The following is an 18,421-nucleotide window of genomic DNA, read 5'->3' on the forward strand; positions in this document are numbered from 1 at the left end:
GCGGTGTGCTTCGCGCGGCTGTCGGCAGGTCTTCGGGCTGATGGGCAACGGCCGTGGCCGGTTCCTAGCCCGTCGCTTCCCAAGGCGGGCGCCTCAGTGCGGATGACGGGTTCGTTCCCAATTACCGCTGCGGGGCAGCGCCGGAGTTGGCGTTGGCACGCCGCACCGGCTTCCCTTTTGATCCCGCGGCTTGTGGCCGCCGGAACCGACCACCCCAAGATAGTGGGGTCGGTCGGCGACGTCAACGCTAAATATGGGTGGAATGACGAAAACCTAAGCCTGGCAACGGTTTGCCGCCGACGGCCGATTCCGGTCCCGCCGCGACGGCCGTTCGCGGCCGTGACGGGGCCGTGAAGCCGGCCGCGGCCAGGGGCGTTGGCGCCCCCGGCCGGCCCCCGACACCGCCGCCTGCCCTAGGGCCGGCACGGCACCACCGCGCCGCTGGCGTCGGTGCAGGTGCTGGTGTGGACGACACTGCCGTCCTGCACGCTGGTGCTGCCCTGGTAGCTGCCCTGTGCGCCCGCGACGCTGCTCTGGCGGCTGCCGCTGAGGGTGCCGTCGGCGGCGCGGGCCAGGCTGCCGCTGCTGCTGGCAGTGGCGCCGTCGGCGCCCTGCACGCTGGCACTGCCCTGGCGGCTGGCGCTGCCGTCGGCGTTGCGGTCGGCGCTGCCCTGACGCGTGGCGCTGCCGCCGGCGGCCGTCGTGCGGGTGGCGGCGCTGCTGGCGCTGGCGTTGCCCTGGCCGTCGGCCTGCCATTGGCGGGCGCGCTGCACGCTGCCGTGGGCGCCGCTGGCGCTGGCCTGCACCGCCGCGTGACGAGCGCCATCGACGCCGCCGGCGGCACGCGTGCGGGTGTGCTCGCGTGCCTGGGCGAGGGGCGCGGCCAGGACGCCGGCGGCCAGCGCCAGCAGCAAGGTGGTGGTGCGAGGGGACAGCGACATGGCGTTCTCCGGTGGCGGCAGCGACGTGCTGCCAAGCGTCACCGTAGTCACGGCGCCGGCGCGCGGGGCGCCGCATCGGCCAGCGGATGTTGCCGCAGGCCGCGGCGGCAACATCCGCTTACAGTTGCGCCGCCATCGCCGTTGCCGCCAGGCCGCGGCGCAGCCGATAGTGGCGTCCATGCACGATGCCGCGCCCGCTCCCCGCCTGCTGCTGGTCGACGACGACGACCGCCTGCGCGCCCTGCTGTGCCGCTACCTGGAGAGCCAGGGCTTCGCGGTCAAGGCGGTGGCCGACGGCATGCAGCTGCAGCAGGCGCTGGCGCGCGGCCACTACGATCTGGTGGTGCTGGACCTGATGCTGCCCGGCGAGAACGGCCTGGAGATCTGCCGGCGCCTGCGCGGCCAGGGCGACCACACCCCGATCGTGATGCTGACCGCCAAGGGCGACGAGATCGACCGCATCGTCGGCCTGGAGATCGGCGCCGACGACTACCTGCCCAAGCCGGTCAACCCGCGCGAGCTGCTGGCGCGGATCCGCGCGGTGCTGCGCCGTACCCGCCCGGGCGGCGCCGGCGCGCCGCAGCCGGACGGCGGCGAGATCGGCTTCGGCCGCTTCCGCCTGCACCTGGGACGGCGCGAGCTGCGCCGCGATGGCGAACCGCTGAAGCTGACCACCGCCGAGTTCGCGGTGCTGTCGGTGCTGCTGCGGCACCCGCAGCAGCCGCTGAGCCGCGACCGCCTGTCCAGCCTGGCGCACGGCCGCGAGCACGAGCCGCTGGGCCGCAGCATCGACGTGATCGTCGCGCGGCTGCGCAAGCTGCTGGAAGACGACGTGCGCACGCCGCGGCTGATCCAGACGGTGTGGGGCGTGGGCTATGTGTACGTGCCGCCGGAGCCGCAGGCGTGAGCGCGCCGGTTTCCCGCGTCGCCGACTGGCCGCGCAGCCTGTTCGGGCAACTAGCGCTGGTGATCGCGCTGGTGCTGGCCGGCGCCGGGCTGCTGGCGCTGCTGCTCGGCCGCGAACTGGCGCTGCGGCCGGCAGCGCAGCAACAACTGCGCGTGCTGCACGGCTTCGCCAATGTCGCCGAGGCGCTGCAGCGCTCGCCGGCCGCCGCGGCGCTGGCGCCGGCGTTGCGCGAGGCCGGGCTGCGAGTGCGCACCACGCCGCCCACCGCCAATGCCGCCGGCCCGCTGGTCGACGCCGTGCAGCGCCGCGCGGCCGACCAGCTCGGCCCCGGGCGCGGGTTGCGGCGCGACGCCGACGGCACCCTGTGGCTGCAGTTGGCCACGCCCACGCCGCTGTGGATCGCGTTCTCCAGCCAGCCGCGCGGGCACGGCCTGCGGCGATTTTCCGTGGCGATGCTGGCCGGCTGCACGCTGCTGGTCTGGCTCGCCGCTGCGCTGGTCGCGCGGCGCCTGGTGCGGCCGCTGCGGCAACTGGCGCAGGCCGCGCCGCACCTGGTGCGCGGCGAACAGGCCGGACCGATCGCCACCGGCGGCCCGCGCGAAGTCACCGCGCTGGCGCAGGCGCTCACCGCGGCCAGCGCCGACGTGCGCCAGGCCGCGGCCGAGCGCGCGCTGCTGCTGGCCGGCATCTCCCACGACCTGCGCACCCCGCTGACCCGGCTGCAGTACGCGCTGGCGCTGCTGCCGCAGGTGGAGCCGGAACTGCGCGAGGGCATGGAGCGCGACATCGGCGAGATCGACGCGATCCTGGCGCAGTTCATCGCCTACGCCCGCGACGGCCGCGACGAACCCGCCGTGGCCCTGGACCTGGCCGACCTCTGCCGGCAGGCGCTGGGCGCGGCGCAGCCCGGCTGGGAGGCCGTCCTGCCCGCGCAGGCGCCGCTGCACGGACGGCCGCTGGCGCTGCAGCGCGCGCTCGGCAACCTCGTCGGCAACGCCGAGCGGCACGGCGCCGCGCCGTTCCAGCTGCGCCTGCACAGGGACGGCGGCGATGGCTGGCGCATCGAGGTGCGCGACCACGGCCCCGGCCTGGACCCGGCGCTGGCGGCGCGCGCGTTGCAGCCGTTCGTGCACGGCGGCCATGGCGGCAGCGGACTGGGCCTGGCGATCGTCGAGCGCGTCGCGCGCCAGCATCGCGGCGCGTTGCTGCTGCAGCCCATCGCCCCACACGGCCTGTGCGCCACCCTGCACCTGCGCCCGGCCTGAACCGGCGCGCGCCGGCGCCTGCAGCGGCCGGCCGCGCCACGACCTCCCTCGCCGTCCTTCAAGGAGTGATCCGCCCATGCGCCTGTCCCGCCCGTCGCCCACCCATTGCCTGCTCGCCCTGGCGCTGCTGCTTCCGGCGCTGACCGCCATGCCTGCCCACGCCCAGGACGGACGCCTGCGCGCACGCCTGCTGCAGCGTCTGCAGGGCGACCGCGCCGACACCGCGCGTGCGCCACTGCCCGCCGGCGCGCAGGTGCTGCGCGACGTCGCCTACGGCCCAGACCCGGCCCAGCGCATGGACGTGTACCTGCCGGCCGGCGCGCGCCAGGCGCCACTGCTGGTGATGGTGCACGGCGGCGGCTGGGCCGACGGCGACAAGGACAACCCCGGCGTGGCCGCCAACAAGGTCGCGCACTGGCTGCCGCAGGGCCACGTGCTGGTGTCGGTGAACTACCGCCTGCTGCCGCAGGCGACGCCGCTTGAGCAGGCAGAAGACGTGGCGCGCGCGGTCGCGCGGATCCAGCAACTGGCGCCGCAGTGGGGCGCCGATCCGGCGCGGCTGGTGCTGATGGGCCACTCGGCCGGCGCGCACCTGGTGAGCCTGCTGGACCTGTCGCCGGACCTGCTGGCCCAGGCCGGGGCGCGCCGACCGCTGGGCGCGGTGGCGCTGGACAGTGCGGCGATGGACGTGGAGCAGGTGATGCAGCAACGGCATCTGCCGCTGTACGACCGCGCCTTCGGCAGCGTGCGCAGCGACTGGATCGCCGCCTCGCCGTACCACGTCATGGGCGCCAGCGCGCCGCCGCTGCTGGCGGTGTGCTCCAGCCGCCGTGCCGATGCCTGCGCGCAGGCACGCCACCTGGCCGCCAAGGCCAACGGCCGCGGCATCCGCGTCGAGGTACTGCCGCAGGACGCCAGCCATGCCGAGATCAACCGCGACCTGGGCCTGCCCTCGGCCTACACCGCGGCGGTGGACGCATTCCTGCACACGCTGCGCTGAGCGCCGCGCGCAGCTCCCGCGGCCGGCAACGCGCTCAGGCCACCATGCACTGCTGCAGCAGCAACGGCAGCGCCACCGCGGCGCTGTCGCGCCAGTGCAGATCCGCACGGGCCGACAACGCACTGGGTTCGGGATTGATCTCGACCACGCAGGCGCCGCGCTCCTTGGCCTGCAGCGGCAGGCTGGCCGCCGGATAGACCAGGCCGGAACTGCCGATCACCAGCACCAGGTCGGCGGTGTCGGCCGCGGTCTGCGCGCGCGCCCACTCCGCCGCCGGCAACGCTTCGCCGAACCACACCACGCCCGGGCGCACCGTGCCGCCGCAGGCCGCGCACACCGGCGGCGCCAGGCGCTGGCTGGGGGTGTGCACATCGATCGGCGGCAGCAGGCCGCGCCAGGGCTGGCCGCAGTCGCTGCAGCGCAGCGCCGACAGGCGGCCGTGCACATGCGCGGCGACCTCGCTGCCGGCGCGCTGGTGCAGGTCGTCCACGTTCTGGGTCACCAGGGTGGTGTGGCGGACCTCGGGCAGGCGCGCCAGCGCCAGGTGTCCGGCGTGCGGCTGGGCCTGCGCCACGATCGCCATGCGCCAGCGGTACCAGCCCCAGACCAGGGCCGGGTCGGCACGCCAGGCGTCCTCGGTGGCCAGTTGCTCGGGATCGAAGCGCGACCACAGGCTGTCGTCCTGGCCACGGAAGGTCGGCACCCCGCTCTCGGCGGACATGCCGGCACCGGTCAGCACCAGCAGACGGCGCGCGCCCTGGATGAAGGCGGCGACGGTCTCGGCGTTGTAGGCGGAACTGAGCATGGCGCGCTCGATTTGACGAAGCGCACACTATTGCATCGCCACAGGACGGCCTCAATGTGCACGGCAGCACGCGCAGGCGCCCGCAACGCGAACGGGCGGCCAGTGGCCGCCCGTTCGCGTGTCGTCATGGACCGGCGCAGGTGCCGGCCCGGACCTCCGGCTGGCTCAGTCGAGCACGACCAGCTTGACGTCGATGTTGCCGCGGGTGGCATTGGAATACGGGCACACCTGGTGGGCCTTCTCCACCAGCGATTCCAGCGTCGCACGCTCCAGGCCCGGCACGGCGATGCGCAGTTCCACGGCGATGCCGAAGCCGCCCGGGATCTGGCCGATGCCGACATGGCCTTCGATGCTCGGCTCGGCCGGCAGCTTCACCTTCTCCTGGCCGGCGACGAACTTCAGCGCGCCGATGAAGCAGGCCGAATAGCCGGCCGCGAACAGCTGCTCGGGGTTGGTGCCGTCGCCGCCGGCGCCGCCCAGTTCGCGCGGGGTCGACAGCTTGACGTCCAGCGCCTTGTCCGGAGTGGCGGCGCGGCCGTCGCGGCCCCCGGTGGCGGTGGCGGTGGCGGTGTAGGCGATGGTGGTCGGTGAAGCCATGGTGGTTCTCCTTGGAGGGCGGCGCCGCGGCGCCATGGGGTAGAGGGGCGGGTTAGAGGGACTGCGATCGGGTCGGGAACCGCTCAGGCGGCGGCCTGCAACTTGCCGCGGACCTCTTCCAGGTCGTGCTTGAGCCGGGTCAGTTGCTGCAGGTTGCAGGCGACCGCGCACAGCACGCCTTCCGGCACCGCCTGCGCGCGCGTGCGCAGCGCCTGGCCGTCGGCGGTCAACGCGATCAGCACGCGGCGCTCGTCATCGGCGGCGCGGCGGCGGGTCAGCAGGCCGATCGCCTCCAGGCGCTTGAGCAACGGGGTCAGCGTGGCCGAATCCAGGAACAGCTTCTCGCCGATCTCCGACACGCTGCGCTGGTCCTGCTCCCACAGCACCAGCATCACCAGGTACTGCGGATAGGTCAGGCCGAGGTCGCGCAGCAGCCCGCGGTAGAGCTTGTGCATGGCCAGGTTGGCCGAATACAGCGCGAAGCACAGCTGGGTATCCAGCTTCAGCAGGGCGGTGGCGTCGGGGGCAGAGGTACGGTCCATGGGCACTACATTACATAGCATGCTATTTAATAGCAAGCGATATTTATGCTCCGCCGACTCCTCGCTGAAGCGGGCGCCGCCCTCCCCCTCGTGCTGCCAGCGGCACAGGACTACGCTGCGCGCAACTCGAGGAGCTTCCGCATGCGCGCATCGTTCCTGCTGCTGGCCGCGCTCGGCGCTGCCCCCATCGTGCCCAAGGCCGTGCCCAACACCCTGCCCGACGGCCCGGTGCTGATCGGTGCCGGCGCCGACGCGCTGGCCCGCGAAACCCGTCGCCAGTGCCCGGGCGTGCCGACCGACCGGCTCACCCCAGCCGATCTGCTCGATGCCGAGGAGACCTTTCGCGATGGATTGCCGGCGGCGCAGCGCCAGGCCATGGATCGACAGCTGCCGCAGGACGGCGCGTCCGGGCCGGCGCGCTGCGCGCACAGCGCAGGCGGCGCCAGTTGTCCGGCGGCCGCCTATCTGGAAGAGATCGCCGGCGCAGGCCTGATGCCGCGCTTCGTCGCCGGGCTGTGTGCGCCCGGCGCGGTGCGCTGAGCCTGCGCCGCGGACGTCGCGACCGCGCTCAGACCCGGTGCGCCGCCGCCAGGTACTCGGCGCTCTGCATTTCGATCAGGCGCGAGGCGGTGCGCTCGAACGCACCGGCCAGGCGCTCGCCGGTGTACAGCAGCGGCGGCGGATCCTGCGCGGTGCAGACCAGGTTGACGTGGCGGTCGTACAGCTCGTCGATCAGGTTGACGAAGCGCCGCGCCGCATCCTCGTTCATGCGGTCGAAGTGCGGGATGCCGCCGAGCAGCACGGTGGTGAACTCGTGCGCGATCTCGATGTAGTCGCTGGGACCGCGCGGGCCTTCGCACAAGGCGACGAAATCGAACCAGACGATGCTCTTGCCGCGCGCGCGCACCGGGATCTTGCGCCCTTCCAGTTCGATGTTGCCGCGGCGCGCCTCGGCATTGCCGGTCAGCGCGCCCCAACGCTCGCCCAGCCAGGCATCGCTGTCCTCGGCCAGCGGCGCGCGGTACACCGGCGAGCGGGTCAGCGCGCGCATGCGGTAGTCCTCGGTGCCTTCGGCGTACAGCTCCACGCAATAGGTCTGCAGCAAGCCGATCGCCGGCAGGAAGCTCTCGCGCTGCAGGCCGTTGAGGTACAGGTTCTGCGGCGCGGTGTTGGAGGTGGTGACCAGGGTCACGCCCTCGGCGAACAGGCGCTCGAGCAGGCGCGACAGCAGCATCGCATCGCCGATGTCGGTGACGAAGAACTCGTCCAGCACCAGCACGCGCAGCCGGCTGCGCCACTCCTGCGCGATCTTCGCCAGCGGATCGCTCTGCCCGGCGTGTTCGCGCAGGCGCTCGTGCACGCCGCGCATGAAGCGATGGAAATGCGTGCGGTACTTCCGCGCGATCGGCAGGCCGTCGTAGAACAGATCGACCAGGAAGGTCTTGCCGCGGCCGACCCCGCCCCAGAAGTACAGGCCGCGCACCGGCTCGGGCTTCTTCCAGAACGCCGACAGACGGTCCAGCCAGCCCTCCTGGTCGCCGTCCACGATCGCGACGTGGATGCGGTCCAGTTCGGCCAGCGCCGCATGCTGGGCCGGATCGTCGCGCCAGTCGCCGCGCGCCACGCCCTCGGCGTAGCGCTGCGACGGCAATGCCGCCGCGCTCACGCCTGCGCCGCCGGCAGCCAGGCCTTGACCGCGTGCTGCAACGCGCCGCGCAGGTCGATCAGCTTGCGATGGAAGAAGTGGCTGGTGTCGGGCATGCGCACCAGTTGCGGTTGCGCATCCAACGTGTCCAGCCAGTCGTACACGGCCTGCGGGTCGACGATCTCGTCGGCCTCGCCCTGGATCACCAGCCACTGCGGCGGCGGCGCCATGTCGGAAAAATCCCAACGCCCGGCCGGCGGCGCGATCGAGATCAGCACCTGCGGCTGCAGCGCGGCGCTGGCGCGCAGCGAGACGTAGGCGCCGAAGCTGAAACCGGCCAGCCACAGCGCGTCGTGCGGACGCTGATCGCGCACCCAGGCGGCCACCGCGGCCAGGTCCTGCTGCTCGCCGTCGCCGTGGTCGAAGCTGCCGGCGGAGGCGCCGACGCTGCGGAAGTTGAAGCGCACCACGCGCACGCCCAGTTCGCGCAGCGCGCGCGCGACCATCGTCACCACCTTGTTGTGCATGCTGCCGCCCTCGGTGGACAGCGGATGGCAGACGATGGCGGTGACCGGCAGCGCGGCGACGTCGGCGTCGGGTAGATCGACCGCGGCCTCGATCGGGCCGGCGGGGCCTTGCAGCGTCAGCGCGCCGGAAGCGGTGGGGAAAGCGGGAGAGGTCATGCGGTCATAATACCGGGGCTGGGTCGCGGCCACATGCCGATGCGGTGCACGCAGCGTTCCTTTTCCTCCCGATCCGGATCCTGTGCGTGGCGTTCGTCCTGCTGAGTGTGGTGTGCAGCGTGCTGGTCTCGGCGCTGCTGAAGCTGGCGCCGCAACGGCGCATCGACCTGGCCCAGGCGGTGACCTGGAACTACCTGGCGGCGCTGTTGCTGTGCGCCGCCCTGCTGCACCCGCCGCTGTCCGCGCTGGAGAACGCGCAGACGCCGTGGGCAGCGCTGCTGGCCCTGGGCGTGCTGCTGCCGGGCATCTTCCTGGTGCTGGGCCGCGCGGTGGCCAGCGCCGGCATCGTGCGCACCGACGCGGCGCAACGGCTGTCGCTGCTGCTGTCGCTGGCGGCGGCCTTCCTCTGGTTCGGGGAACGCGCCAACGGCGCCAAGCTGGCCGGCCTGGCGCTGGGCCTGCTGGCGATCGCCGGCATCGTGCAGTGGCCGGACACGGCGCCGCGCAGCGCCGCACGCACCGCGCCATGGCTGCTGCTGGTGTGGGTCGGCTTCGCCGCGATCGACGTGCTGCTCAAGCGCATCGCCCAGGCCGGCACGCCGTTCGCCGCTTCGCTGCTGGTGGCCTTCGCGCTGGCCTTCGTGCTGCTGCTGGGCGTGCAGCTGTGGCGCCACCTGCGCGGCACCGCGCCACTGGCCTGGCGCAACCTCGGCGCCGGCCTGCTGCTGGGCGCGCTCAACTTCGGCAACATCCTGTTTTATGTGCGCGCGCACCAGGCCCTGCCGGACAGCCCGGCCAGCGTGTTCGCAGCGATGAACCTGGGCGTGATCGGCCTGGGCACCCTGCTCGGCGTGGCCGTGTTCGGCGAACGCACCACCCGCTGGAACCGCCTGGGCCTGCTGCTGGCGGTGCCGGCGATCATCCTGATCGCGATAGGCGCAGGCAGCTAACCATCAGCACCCGCACCCCGCTCTCAAGATTCCCCAATCCCGATTCCCCACTCCCGGCCCCTCAACGCCTCCACACCGGGAACGGATCCTCCAGCCCCTGCCACGCCACCGGCCCCTGCTGCAGTTCGGTGTCGTCGAGCAGGCAGGCATCGAGTTCGGCGCGCACCCGCGCCGTGTCCAGGCCGACGCCGATCACCGCCAGTTCCTGACGGCGGTCGCCCCACAGCGGATGCCACATCGCCCGCAGCGCCGCGTACTCGCGCGCATCGCCGACCTCCTCGGCCTGCGGCGGCGGCGCGTTCCAGCACGCGGTCTGCTGCCGCTGCCAGCCCAGCTCGGTGTACGGCAGCGGCGACGGCGGCAGCGCCAGCGGCGTGTCCAGCAGCCCGCGATCCACGCGCTCGCGCGCCGCATACCAGAAGCCGGCGGCCTGGGTCTGGGTGGCCGCACCGACGATGGACAGCTCGCCGACCCAGTCCATGCGGCTGGCCAGCCAGAAGAAGCCCTTGCTGCGGATCACGTCGCGCAGCCCGCGCTGCGCCAGCCGCGCGAAGCGCAGCGGATGGAACGGCCGGCGCGCGCGATAGACGAAGCTTTCGATGCCGAACTGCTCGGTCTCCGGCGCGTGCTCGCCGCGCAGCGCCTGCATCCAGCCCGGCGCCAGCTGCGCGCGCACGAAATCGAAGCGACCGGTGTCCAGCACCAGCTCCAGCGGCACGTCGCCGCGGCTGGCTTCAACGATGCGCGCATCGCGGTTGAGCGCGCGCAGCACCGCGCGGGTGCGGTCGAGGGTGCCCGCATCGGCCAGGTCGGCCTTGCTGATGACGATCACGTCGGCGAACTCGATCTGCTCCACCAGCAGGTTGACCAGCCCGCGGTCGTCGTCGTCCCCGGCCTGCAGGCCACGGTCGGCCAGGCGCTCGGCCGAGCCGAAATCGCGCAGGAAGCTCACCCCGTCGACCACGGTGAGCATGGTGTCCAGGCGCGCGACATCGGCCAGGCCGCGGCCGTCGGCATCGCGCACGGCGAAGGTCGCGGCCACCGGCATCGGCTCGGAGATGCCGGTGGATTCGATCAACAGGTAGTCGTAGCGCCCGCTCTCGGCCAGGCGCTGCACTTCCTGGCGCAGGTCGTCGCGCAGGGTGCAGCAGATGCAGCCGTTGCTGAACTCGACCAGGGTCTCTTCGGTGCGGCTGAGCGCGGCCCCGCCGTCGCGGATCAGCGCCGCGTCGATGTTGACCTCGCTCATGTCGTTGACGATCACCGCCACGCGGCGGCCATCGCGGTTGTGCAGCACGCGGTTGAGCAGGGTGGTCTTGCCGGCGCCAAGGAAGCCTGACAGGACGGTGACGGGGAGGCGGGAATCGGAAACGGCGGACGTGGACATGGCGAGCATCGGCGCGGAGGCGTGGCGGGCTGGAAATGTTACTATATAACACTTGATGCATTGGAGTGATCGCCCATGAAATCCTTGCCGCAATCCTTCTTCGACGCCTCGGCGATGCTGTTGTCCGGGCTGTGCCTGCTGCACTGCCTGGCCTTGCCGTTGCTGGCCGCGGCGTTGCCGCTGTTCGGCGTCTGGGCCGAGGCCGAGTGGGTGCACGTGGTGTTCGTGGCGATCGCCGCGCCGTTGGCGGGGTTAGCGCTGTGGCGCGGGCACCAGCGTGATGCGCTGCCCTGGCCGCTGTGGACGCTGGCGGCGCTGGGTCTGCTCGGTCTGCTGGCCGGTGCTTTCGGCATTCCCGAAGAGGCCAGCGAAACCGCGATGACGGTCAGCGGCAGCCTGGCCATGGCCAGTGCGCACCTGTGGAACTGGCGCCGGCACCGGCGGCGTTGCGGGCATTGAGGGTGGGACCCGCTGCGTAGCGCGCTGTCGTTCGAGGCGGCAATCAGGATCGCGGTGCTGTGTGGCGTTCGCTGTTGCTTTGGCTGTTGCTTCTGCTGTCGCTGTTGGCTTTTGCTGTTGCTCTGGTTTTTGATTGACCGGGTTCCCTTCCGAAGCGGCGGCCATCGCGGGGAAAAACCCCGAAGGGGCGGCGCACATGGATGTGCGCCGTCCGCGGCAGGGGCAGGATGCCCCTTCCGCGGATCCCCGGGATGGACGCGGACCCGGAGCGCGCTAGCGCGGAGGGCGCGAGGCAGGGTGTGCTTTCTTTTGGTTACTTTTCTTTGCACAAGCAAAGAAAAGTAACTCGCCGCCAGGCGAAAGCTTTGCTCCTGCTTCAACGTTTTTCTGTAGGAGCGGCTTCAGCCGCGAGCAGGCTTTACCGTGGAGGTCGCGGCTGAAGCCGCTCCTACAGTTCTTCTTGTCCGACACTCAAGATTGAAGCAACAGCAAAGGCTTTCGCCCTAACGGGCGAGTTACTTTTCTTTGCTCGCGCAAAGAAAAGGTAACCAAAAGAAAGCGCGCCCTGCCTTGCGCCCTCCGCGCTAACGCGCTCCGGGTCCGCGGATGCACCGGGGATTCGCGGAAGGGGCATCCTGCCCCTGCCGCGAACGGCGCACATCCATGTGCGCCGCCCTTCGGGTGTTTCCCCGGTCCATCCGCCGCTGCGGAAGGGAACCCGGTAAGTCAAAAGCCAGAGCAACAACAACAGCAAAGGCTATTGCTGCGGTCGCTGCTACTTGTCCTATCGGGCGAAACCACAACGCATACACCTTCAGTACGCACCAGGGAAAACCGCGCAGGCAGCGCACAATAGGCAGGAGCAACTTTCATGGGATGACAGCAAAGCATGAGGCCGCATGCGCAGCGCGACCGGCCTTGAACGCAGCACACCTGCTCACGAGCGACCCGTGCACTTCACACATGACATGAGCCACGCAAGTACGCCCCGTGTATCAGGCTAGAGAATGAGCGCCGACAATCGGCTTTTCCGATTCCCCATTCCCATTTCCCCATTCCCAGCCTACAGATCGAACCCCAACAACAACGGATCGTGGTCCGAACTGCGCCACGGGCCCGGCAGATCGCGCTCGCGGTAGCCGTCGCTGTCGGGCAGGTCGGCGTTGACGTGCCATTCGGCGGCGCCGCGCAACCGCGCTGCCAGCGCCGGACTCAGCAAGGCGTGGTCCAGCCGGCCACTGAGGCCGCGATAGACGAAGCTGTAGGGCTGCGCGACATGCGCCTCCTGCAACGCATCGCGCCAGCCCGCGTCGCGCAGCAGGCGCAGCGGATCTTCCATCGCATAGGCGTTGAAATCGCCGAGCAGCACGTTGGCCGTGCTGCCGCTGCCGGTGGGATCGCTGCGCAGCCACGCATCCACGCGGCGCGCCGACTCGGTGCGGGTCGCGTTCCAGCAGCCCTGGCCATCGCCGCGGTCGGCGTCGGCGCCGCTGGCCTCGCTGCAGCCACCCTTGGACTTGAAGTGGTTGGCCACCACCACGAACGGCGCATCACTGCCGCGGCGGAACGCCTGCGCCAGCGGCACACGGCTGTGCTCGGCGAACGGGCCGCCTTCCAGCATCGCCGGCTTGCCCACCGGGCTGACCCGCGAGGCGCGGTAGATCAGGCCGACCCGGATCGGGTTGTCGCCGGGGCCGCGCCCGGCGTCGACGAAGCGCCAGTCGCCGCCGCCGGCATTGAGCGCGTCGACCAGGCTAGCGATCGCCGAGGTCGGGCCGTAGCCGTCGTTCTCCAGTTCCATCAACGCGGCGACATCGGCCTGCAGCGGGCGGATCGTCGCCACCAGCTTGCGCAGCTGCGCCTGGAATTCGGCCGGCGTGCGTGCGCCGCGTAGGGTCGGGAACCCGCCGCCGCGGCCGTCGCCGTTGAAGAAGTTCTCCAGGTTGAACGCGGCGATGCGCAGGCTGCCGGCGACCTGCGGCGGCGCCGGTTCCGGCGGCGGCGTCAGCTGCAGCGCGGCGGTCGGATACAGCCGCGCGGCACCTTCGATTACGCCGCCGACGATGCCCTCCACGCCCTGGAGCGTGCTGCCCGCGCGTGGCGGTGCAGTGGCGCTGCCCAGATAGTCCGGAAGTTTTGCCGTTGCCGTTGCCGTTGCCGTTGCCGTTGCCGATGTTGATGGCGGCGGCGCGGCAAGCGAGCCCAGCCGCAGGCCGCGCCGCGCATTGTCGGCAATGACCGCCGCCTGCTCGGCGCTGCCCGGCGCGGCCACCTCGCTGGGCTGCCACAGGCGCCCGCCGAAGGCCACGCCGAGTTCGCCGGTCTTGCCCAGCATGTCGTTGTCGACCACGGTCAGCGGCGCGGCGATGCGCACGCGCATGCCGGCCAGTGCCGACCAGTCCGCCGGCGCCGCGTCGAGCACCTGCAGCGGCAACGGTTGCGCGCGCGCCAGCACGGTGTGCCCCTGCTCCAGCACGCTGCGCCCGACGAAGGCCGTGCCGGCCTTGGCCGACGCGGCGGCCTGCGGGGCCAGTTCGCCCCACACCCGCACGCGGTCGCCCGGGGCCAGGCTGCGCTCGGCATCGCCACGCACCAGTAGGGCGTCGGCGGTCAACGGATCGTCGTCGCCGGCGTCCTGCACCAGGTAGCCGCTGCCGCCTGCCTCCACGCGCGCGGTGACCACGCCCTCGAACACCACGCCCTGCGCCTGCGGCCCCGGACGCAACTGTCCGATCGGCAGCAGCGTCGGCGGCGTCAGCGCCTGCGCGGCGGGGGCTGCGACCAGCAGCAGCAACGACAACAACGATGGCGGCGGCATGCGCATGCGATCACTCTCCTTGTTTGGCGCCGGCACGCGACGGGCGCGGAAACGACTGCGCCGCCCGAAGGCGGCGCAAGGGCGTGCGGGAGGCGCAAGGTTACTTCAGGTTGGCCAGCATCCAGTCCACGGTGGCGTGGATCTGCTCCTCGGTCAGCCCGGGATTGCCGCCCTTGGGCGGCATGATGCCGCCGTCGGGGCCGGTATAGCCCTCGATGGCGTGCTTGTAGAGCGTTTCCTTGCCCTGCGCGATGCGCTTGTCCCAGTGCGCGTGGTCCAGCGTCGGCGCCTTGCCCACGCCGTTGGTGTGGCAGGCGGTGCACAGGTTGTTGAAGATGGTCTTGCCGTCGGTGGTGCCGCCGTAGGCCGCCTGCGCCGAGGCCTTGGCCAGCGCCGCCGCCTGCGCGGCGGCCTGCGCCGCGGCGCCGGTGCTGCCGGCATAGACCGCACCGACCGGGGCGAGGCGTTCCTCGGTGCGCTTTTGCGCCACCGGCGACACCTCCGGCGGGATGGCCCGCTGCAGGTGATGCGCGAACACGATCAGGCCGAGGGTGATCAGCACCAGCAGGCCGATCACCATCGAGAAGCGCTTGAGAAATTCGAGGTCGTAATTCCGCACATCACACCCCTTTGGCACGTGGTAATCCGGACCACCGCTACGCGACCGAGTATAGCCAGCGTTTGCGCCGCGCGGCACGCCAGGATGGCCCGGAATCGCAGGCGATGCGTGCTGCATCGCAGCAGTTCGGCGCAGGCGGCGCGGCCGTTGCGCTCAGGCGCTGCCCACCGCACGCAGGCAGAACCCGCACACCGCCTCGACCAGGCGCTCGCTGTCGCGCGGGCCGTCGCGGCTGGGCGCGGTCGGGCCGACCAGGGCCTCGGTGTAGGCGCCGACCAGACACGCGGCCGCCGCATCGAGATCCTGCGCGGGGAACTCGCCCGCGGCCACGCCCTCGGCCAGGATGCCCTTGAACACGTCGCCGAGCAGGCGCCGGCAGCGTATGCGCTCGGCGTCCACCTCCGGTTCCACCGGTTCGGCGATGAAGGCGTAGGCCAGCCCGGGGCCGGCCAGGGCGCGGCGCACGAACGAGGCGATGGCGTCGCGCAGGCGCTGCGCGGCCGGCGCCGGTGCGGCGGCGATGGCGCGCAGGATGGTCAGCTCGTGCTCCACGGCGGCGGTCAGCACCTCCACGAACAGCTCGGCCTTGGACGGGAAATGCCGGTAGATCAGCCCGGTGGACACCCCGGCCTCCGCCGCCACGGCAGTGACCGGGGCACCACGGAAGCCGTCGGCGGCGATCAGCCGGCGCGCCGCCAGCAGGATCCGCTGGCGGTTGCCGGCGAGGCGTTCTTCCATCAGGGCGGAGCGTTTGTAGGCCATGGCGTGATTCTAAGTTCAATTAATGAATTTCTGTTCACTTCTTTGCCGTTCCCGGCTACGCTGGGCGCTCTTGCCCGGCGCGGGTCCGATTCTAGGCGCCGCCGGCCACCCGCCATTCCCGGAGTTGCCGCCATGCTGATGCCGTCGTTGAATTTCGAGTTGGGCGAGGAGGTCGACCTGCTGCGCGACAGCGTCGCCGCCTTTGCCGCGCGCGAGATCGCGCCGCTGGCCGAGCAGGCCGACCGCGACAACGCCTTCCCCGCGCCGCTGTGGCGCAAGCTCGGCGAACAGGGCCTGCTCGGCCTCACCGTGGAGGAGGAGTACGGCGGCAGCGCGATGGGCTACCTGGCGCACGTGGTGGCGATGGAGGAGATCTCGCGCGCCTGCGGTGCGATCGGCCTGTCCTACGGCGCGCATTCGAACCTGTGCGTGAACCAGTTGCGCAAGAACGCCAGCCCGGCGCAGAAGGCGCGCTACCTGCCGAAGCTGTGCAGCGGCGAGCACGTCGGCGCGCTGGCGATGAGCGAGCCCGGTGCCGGCTCGGACGTGGTGTCGATGAAGCTGCGCGCCGAGGCGCGCGGCGACCGCTACGTGCTCAACGGCAACAAGATGTGGATCACCAACGGCCCCGACGCCGACGTGCTGGTGGTCTACGCCAAGACCGACCCCAGCGGCGGCGCGCGCGGCATCACCGCGTTCGTGGTCGAGAAGGGCATGCCCGGCTTCAGCACCGCACAGAAGCTGGACAAGCTCGGCATGCGCGGCTCCAACACCTGCGAACTGGTGTTCCAGGATTGCGAAGTGCCGGCGGAGAACGTGCTGGGCGAGGTCGGCGGCGGCGTGCGCGTGCTGATGTCCGGCCTGGACTACGAGCGCGTGGTGCTGTCCGGCGGCCCGCTGGGGCTGATGGCGGCGGCGCTGGACGTGGTGCTGCCCTACGTGCACGAGCGCCGCCAGTTCGGCGAACCGATCGGCAGCTTCCAGCTGATGCAGGGCAAGCTGGCCGACATGTACGTGGGTCTCAACGCCTGCCGCGCCTACGTGTACGCGGTGGCGCGCGCCTGCGACGCCGGCCGCACCACCCGCCAGGACGCCGCCGGCGCGATCCTCTACGCCGCCGAGAAGGCGACCTGGCTGACCGGCCAAGCGATCCAGGTGTTGGGCGGCAACGGCTACATCAACGACTATCCGACCGGGCGCCTGTGGCGCGACGCCAAGCTCTACGAGATCGGCGCCGGCACCTCGGAGATCCGTCGCATGCTGATCGGCCGCGAGTTGTTCGAGCGGACCAAGTGATGCTGAGCGGGTGGCGGGCCTTCCCATGAACGCCCATCGCGGCTGAAGCCGCTCCTACACCGCACCACGCCTCTTCTCCTTTCCAACGGTTCTGCCATGAGCGCGATCCAGACCCAGTTGCAACCCGGCAGCGACGCCTTCGCCGCCAATGCCGCCGCGCTGCGCGCGGTGGTCGACGACCTGCACGCCACCCAGGCGCGCATCGCCCTGGGCGGCAGCGAGGCCGCCCGCGCCAAGCACCAGGCGCGCGGCAAGCTGCTGGTGCGCGAGCGCATCGACGCCCTGCTCGACCCGGGCAGCGCGTTCCTGGAGATCGCGCCACTGGCCGCACTGGGCCTGTACGACGACGAGGTGCCGTGCGCCGCCGTGGTCGCCGGCATCGGCCGCGTCTCCGGCGTGGAATGCGTGATCGTCGCCAACGACGCCACGGTCAAGGGCGGCACCTATTACCCGATGACGGTGAAGAAACACCTGCGCGCGCAGGAGATCGCCCAGCAGAACCGGCTGCCGTGCATCTACCTGGTCGATTCCGGCGGCGCGTTTTTGCCGCTGCAGGACGAGGTGTTTCCCGACCGCGACCACTTCGGCCGGATCTTCTACAACCAGGCCAACCTGTCGGCGCAGGGCATCGCCCAGATCGCCTGCGTGATGGGCTCGTGCACCGCCGGCGGCGCCTACGTGCCGGCGATGAGCGACGAGACGGTGATCGTGCGCGAACAGGGCACCATCTTCCTCGGCGGCCCGCCACTGGTGAAGGCCGCCACCGGCGAGGACGTCAGCGCCGAGGACCTCGGCGGTGCCGACGTGCACACGCGCATCTCCGGCGTGGCCGACCACTTCGCCGACAACGACCTGCAGGCGCTGGCGCGGGTGCGCGCGATCGTCGCCCAACTCAACTGGCGCAAGCCGGCCCCCGCCCTGGCGCTGCGCACGCCGGAGCCGCCGCTGTATCCGGCCGAGGAGCTGTATGGGGTGATCCAGGCCGACCCGCGCAAGCCGTTCGACGTGCGCGAGGTGATCGCGCGGGTGGTGGACGGCTCGCGCCTGGACGAATTCAAGGCGCGCTACGGCACCACGTTGGTCACCGGCTTCGCGCACATCCATGGCTATCCGGTGGGCATCGTCGCCAACAACGGCATCCTGTTCTCGGAGTCGGCGCTGAAGGGCGCGCACTTCATCGAACTGTGCGCGCAGCGCGGCATCCCGCTGGTGTTCCTGCAGAACATCACCGGCTTCATGGTCGGCCGCAAGTACGAGCACGGCGGCATCGCCAAGGACGGCGCCAAGCTGGTGATGGCGGTGGCCTGCGCCAAGGTGCCCAAGTTCACGGTGGTGATCGGCGGTTCGTTCGGCGCCGGCAACTACGGCATGTGCGGCCGCGCGTATTCACCGAATTTCCTGTGGATGTGGCCGAACGCACGCATCGGGGTGATGGGCGGCGAGCAGGCGGCCAGCGTGCTGGCGACGGTGCGCCGCGACGGCATCGCGGCCAAGGGCGGGCAGTGGTCGGACGCGGAGGAAGTGGCGTTCAAGGCGCCGATCCGCGAGCAGTTCGAGCGGCAGGGCCATCCGTACTACGCCAGTGCGCGACTGTGGGACGACGGGGTGATCGATCCGGCGCAGACACGGCGGGTATTGGGGCTGGGCTTGTCGGCGGCGTTGAACGCGCCGGCGGAGCCGAGCCGGTTCGGGGTGTTCCGGATGTGAGGGGGCGCATGCGCTCGTTGTTTCAGGCGCGTTCGCGC

18 protein-coding genes and 1 riboswitch are annotated in these 18,421 nt (G+C 71.5%); of the genes, 8 read left to right on the forward strand and 10 right to left on the reverse strand.

What is annotated here, in order from left to right; all coding sequences use genetic code 11:
• Positions 1-6 precede the first annotated feature (6 nt).
• Positions 7-225: riboswitch (cobalamin riboswitch) on the reverse strand.
• Positions 226-413: 188 nt separating this feature from the next.
• Complete coding sequence (locus AC1PLR_RS20095; RefSeq protein WP_481102105.1) at positions 414-941, reverse strand: hypothetical protein; 528 nt, start codon at positions 939-941, stop codon at positions 414-416.
• Between the two features lie 178 nt (positions 942-1,119).
• Here AC1PLR_RS20095 and ompR point away from each other — a divergent pair, with 178 nt between their 5' ends.
• The 3 genes from ompR to AC1PLR_RS20110 all read left to right on the forward strand — a co-directional run bounded on the left by ompR (position 1,120) and on the right by AC1PLR_RS20110 (position 4,113).
• Positions 1,120-1,848: an osmolarity response regulator transcription factor OmpR gene (gene ompR, locus AC1PLR_RS20100; protein ID WP_481070106.1), complete on the forward strand. Its 729-nt coding sequence runs from the start codon at positions 1,120-1,122 to the stop codon at positions 1,846-1,848.
• Positions 1,845-3,113: an ATP-binding protein gene (locus tag AC1PLR_RS20105; protein ID WP_481102106.1), complete on the forward strand. Its 1,269-nt coding sequence runs from the start codon at positions 1,845-1,847 to the stop codon at positions 3,111-3,113. The genes ompR and AC1PLR_RS20105 overlap by 4 nt, the downstream gene beginning before the upstream one ends.
• Before the next feature lie 76 nt (positions 3,114-3,189).
• Positions 3,190-4,113: an alpha/beta hydrolase gene (locus AC1PLR_RS20110; RefSeq protein ID WP_481102107.1), complete on the forward strand. Its 924-nt coding sequence runs from the start codon at positions 3,190-3,192 to the stop codon at positions 4,111-4,113.
• Positions 4,114-4,147: 34 nt separating this feature from the next.
• Here AC1PLR_RS20110 and AC1PLR_RS20115 read toward each other — a convergent pair whose 3' ends face one another.
• The 3 genes from AC1PLR_RS20115 to AC1PLR_RS20125 all read right to left on the reverse strand — a co-directional run bounded on the left by AC1PLR_RS20115 (position 4,148) and on the right by AC1PLR_RS20125 (position 6,057).
• On the reverse strand, positions 4,148-4,918 hold the full coding sequence (locus AC1PLR_RS20115; protein ID WP_481102108.1) for an SIR2 family NAD-dependent protein deacylase: 771 nt from the start codon (positions 4,916-4,918) through the stop codon (positions 4,148-4,150).
• Positions 4,919-5,083: 165 nt separating this feature from the next.
• Positions 5,084-5,515 carry an organic hydroperoxide resistance protein gene (locus tag AC1PLR_RS20120; protein ID WP_010342071.1) on the reverse strand — a complete coding sequence of 144 codons (432 nt, stop codon included), beginning with the start codon at positions 5,513-5,515 and terminating at the stop codon, positions 5,084-5,086.
• Positions 5,516-5,598: 83 nt separating this feature from the next.
• Positions 5,599-6,057: a MarR family winged helix-turn-helix transcriptional regulator gene (locus AC1PLR_RS20125; protein ID WP_481102109.1), complete on the reverse strand. Its 459-nt coding sequence runs from the start codon at positions 6,055-6,057 to the stop codon at positions 5,599-5,601.
• Positions 6,058-6,198: 141 nt separating this feature from the next.
• Between AC1PLR_RS20125 and AC1PLR_RS20130 the strand changes: the two genes are divergently transcribed.
• Positions 6,199-6,597 (forward strand): hypothetical protein, encoded by a 399-nt coding sequence (locus tag AC1PLR_RS20130; protein WP_481102110.1) that lies wholly within the window; start codon positions 6,199-6,201, stop codon positions 6,595-6,597.
• A gap of 28 nt (positions 6,598-6,625) precedes the next feature.
• On the opposite strand, the gene zapE is transcribed toward AC1PLR_RS20130, so the two are convergent.
• Both zapE and AC1PLR_RS20140 read right to left on the reverse strand, forming a co-directional pair.
• Complete coding sequence (zapE, locus tag AC1PLR_RS20135) at positions 6,626-7,723, reverse strand: cell division protein ZapE (RefSeq protein WP_029561968.1); 1,098 nt, start codon at positions 7,721-7,723, stop codon at positions 6,626-6,628.
• The gene (locus tag AC1PLR_RS20140; protein ID WP_481102111.1) at positions 7,720-8,385 is read right to left on the reverse strand and encodes an alpha/beta hydrolase; all 666 of its coding nucleotides are present in this window, start codon (positions 8,383-8,385) and stop codon (positions 7,720-7,722) included. Before AC1PLR_RS20140 ends, zapE begins: the two co-directional genes overlap by 4 nt.
• An 86-nt stretch (positions 8,386-8,471) precedes the next feature.
• Here AC1PLR_RS20140 and AC1PLR_RS20145 point away from each other — a divergent pair, with 86 nt between their 5' ends.
• Entirely contained in the window at positions 8,472-9,335 is an 864-nt protein-coding gene (locus AC1PLR_RS20145; protein ID WP_481102112.1) for an EamA family transporter, read from the forward strand.
• A gap of 61 nt (positions 9,336-9,396) precedes the next feature.
• On the opposite strand, the gene AC1PLR_RS20150 is transcribed toward AC1PLR_RS20145, so the two are convergent.
• On the reverse strand, positions 9,397-10,722 hold the full coding sequence (locus tag AC1PLR_RS20150; protein ID WP_481102113.1) for a GTP-binding protein: 1,326 nt from the start codon (positions 10,720-10,722) through the stop codon (positions 9,397-9,399).
• 75 nt (positions 10,723-10,797) lie between these two features.
• On the opposite strand from AC1PLR_RS20150, the gene AC1PLR_RS20155 reads away from it, so the two are divergent.
• Positions 10,798-11,181, forward strand: a complete 384-nt coding sequence (locus AC1PLR_RS20155) for a MerC domain-containing protein (RefSeq protein ID WP_481102114.1) — start codon at positions 10,798-10,800, stop codon at positions 11,179-11,181.
• A gap of 1,063 nt (positions 11,182-12,244) precedes the next feature.
• On the opposite strand, the gene AC1PLR_RS20160 is transcribed toward AC1PLR_RS20155, so the two are convergent.
• The 3 genes from AC1PLR_RS20160 to AC1PLR_RS20170 form a co-directional block, all read right to left on the reverse strand.
• Positions 12,245-14,005, reverse strand: coding sequence for an ExeM/NucH family extracellular endonuclease (locus tag AC1PLR_RS20160; protein ID WP_481102115.1), 1,761 nt, complete (start codon positions 14,003-14,005; stop codon positions 12,245-12,247).
• Between the two features lie 94 nt (positions 14,006-14,099).
• Positions 14,100-14,618 (reverse strand): c-type cytochrome, encoded by a 519-nt coding sequence (locus AC1PLR_RS20165; RefSeq protein WP_420008252.1) that lies wholly within the window; start codon positions 14,616-14,618, stop codon positions 14,100-14,102.
• A gap of 153 nt (positions 14,619-14,771) precedes the next feature.
• Positions 14,772-15,380, reverse strand: coding sequence for a TetR/AcrR family transcriptional regulator (locus AC1PLR_RS20170; protein ID WP_420008253.1), 609 nt, complete (start codon positions 15,378-15,380; stop codon positions 14,772-14,774).
• 132 nt (positions 15,381-15,512) lie between these two features.
• Between AC1PLR_RS20170 and AC1PLR_RS20175 the strand changes: the two genes are divergently transcribed.
• Both AC1PLR_RS20175 and AC1PLR_RS20180 read left to right on the forward strand, forming a co-directional pair.
• Entirely contained in the window at positions 15,513-16,676 is a 1,164-nt protein-coding gene (locus AC1PLR_RS20175; protein ID WP_010341368.1) for an isovaleryl-CoA dehydrogenase, read from the forward strand.
• Positions 16,677-16,772: 96 nt separating this feature from the next.
• A complete protein-coding gene (locus AC1PLR_RS20180; RefSeq protein WP_481102116.1) occupies positions 16,773-18,383 on the forward strand; it encodes a carboxyl transferase domain-containing protein in 1,611 nt (536 codons plus the stop codon).
• Positions 18,384-18,421 lie beyond the last annotated feature (38 nt).

This window comes from Xanthomonas sp. NCPPB 3570, assembly GCF_056725115.1.

What these genes read in the sequence shown, in the direction of transcription:
- AC1PLR_RS20095 (WP_481102105.1), bottom strand. Translation starts at nt 941, where the DNA reads ATGTCGCTGTCCCCTCGCACCACCACCTTGCTGCTGGCGCTGGCCGCC.
- ompR (WP_481070106.1), top strand. Translation starts at nt 1,120, where the DNA reads ATGCACGATGCCGCGCCCGCTCCCCGCCTGCTGCTGGTCGACGACGAC.
- AC1PLR_RS20110 (WP_481102107.1), top strand. Translation starts at nt 3,190, where the DNA reads ATGCGCCTGTCCCGCCCGTCGCCCACCCATTGCCTGCTCGCCCTGGCG.
- AC1PLR_RS20115 (WP_481102108.1), bottom strand. Translation starts at nt 4,918, where the DNA reads ATGCTCAGTTCCGCCTACAACGCCGAGACCGTCGCCGCCTTCATCCAG.
- AC1PLR_RS20120 (WP_010342071.1), bottom strand. Translation starts at nt 5,515, where the DNA reads ATGGCTTCACCGACCACCATCGCCTACACCGCCACCGCCACCGCCACC.
- AC1PLR_RS20125 (WP_481102109.1), bottom strand. Translation starts at nt 6,057, where the DNA reads ATGGACCGTACCTCTGCCCCCGACGCCACCGCCCTGCTGAAGCTGGAT.
- AC1PLR_RS20130 (WP_481102110.1), top strand. Translation starts at nt 6,199, where the DNA reads ATGCGCGCATCGTTCCTGCTGCTGGCCGCGCTCGGCGCTGCCCCCATC.
- AC1PLR_RS20140 (WP_481102111.1), bottom strand. Translation starts at nt 8,385, where the DNA reads ATGACCTCTCCCGCTTTCCCCACCGCTTCCGGCGCGCTGACGCTGCAA.
- AC1PLR_RS20150 (WP_481102113.1), bottom strand. Translation starts at nt 10,722, where the DNA reads ATGTCCACGTCCGCCGTTTCCGATTCCCGCCTCCCCGTCACCGTCCTG.
- AC1PLR_RS20155 (WP_481102114.1), top strand. Translation starts at nt 10,798, where the DNA reads ATGAAATCCTTGCCGCAATCCTTCTTCGACGCCTCGGCGATGCTGTTG.
- AC1PLR_RS20160 (WP_481102115.1), bottom strand. Translation starts at nt 14,005, where the DNA reads ATGCGCATGCCGCCGCCATCGTTGTTGTCGTTGCTGCTGCTGGTCGCA.
- AC1PLR_RS20170 (WP_420008253.1), bottom strand. Translation starts at nt 15,380, where the DNA reads ATGGCCTACAAACGCTCCGCCCTGATGGAAGAACGCCTCGCCGGCAAC.
- AC1PLR_RS20175 (WP_010341368.1), top strand. Translation starts at nt 15,513, where the DNA reads ATGCTGATGCCGTCGTTGAATTTCGAGTTGGGCGAGGAGGTCGACCTG.
- AC1PLR_RS20180 (WP_481102116.1), top strand. Translation starts at nt 16,773, where the DNA reads ATGAGCGCGATCCAGACCCAGTTGCAACCCGGCAGCGACGCCTTCGCC.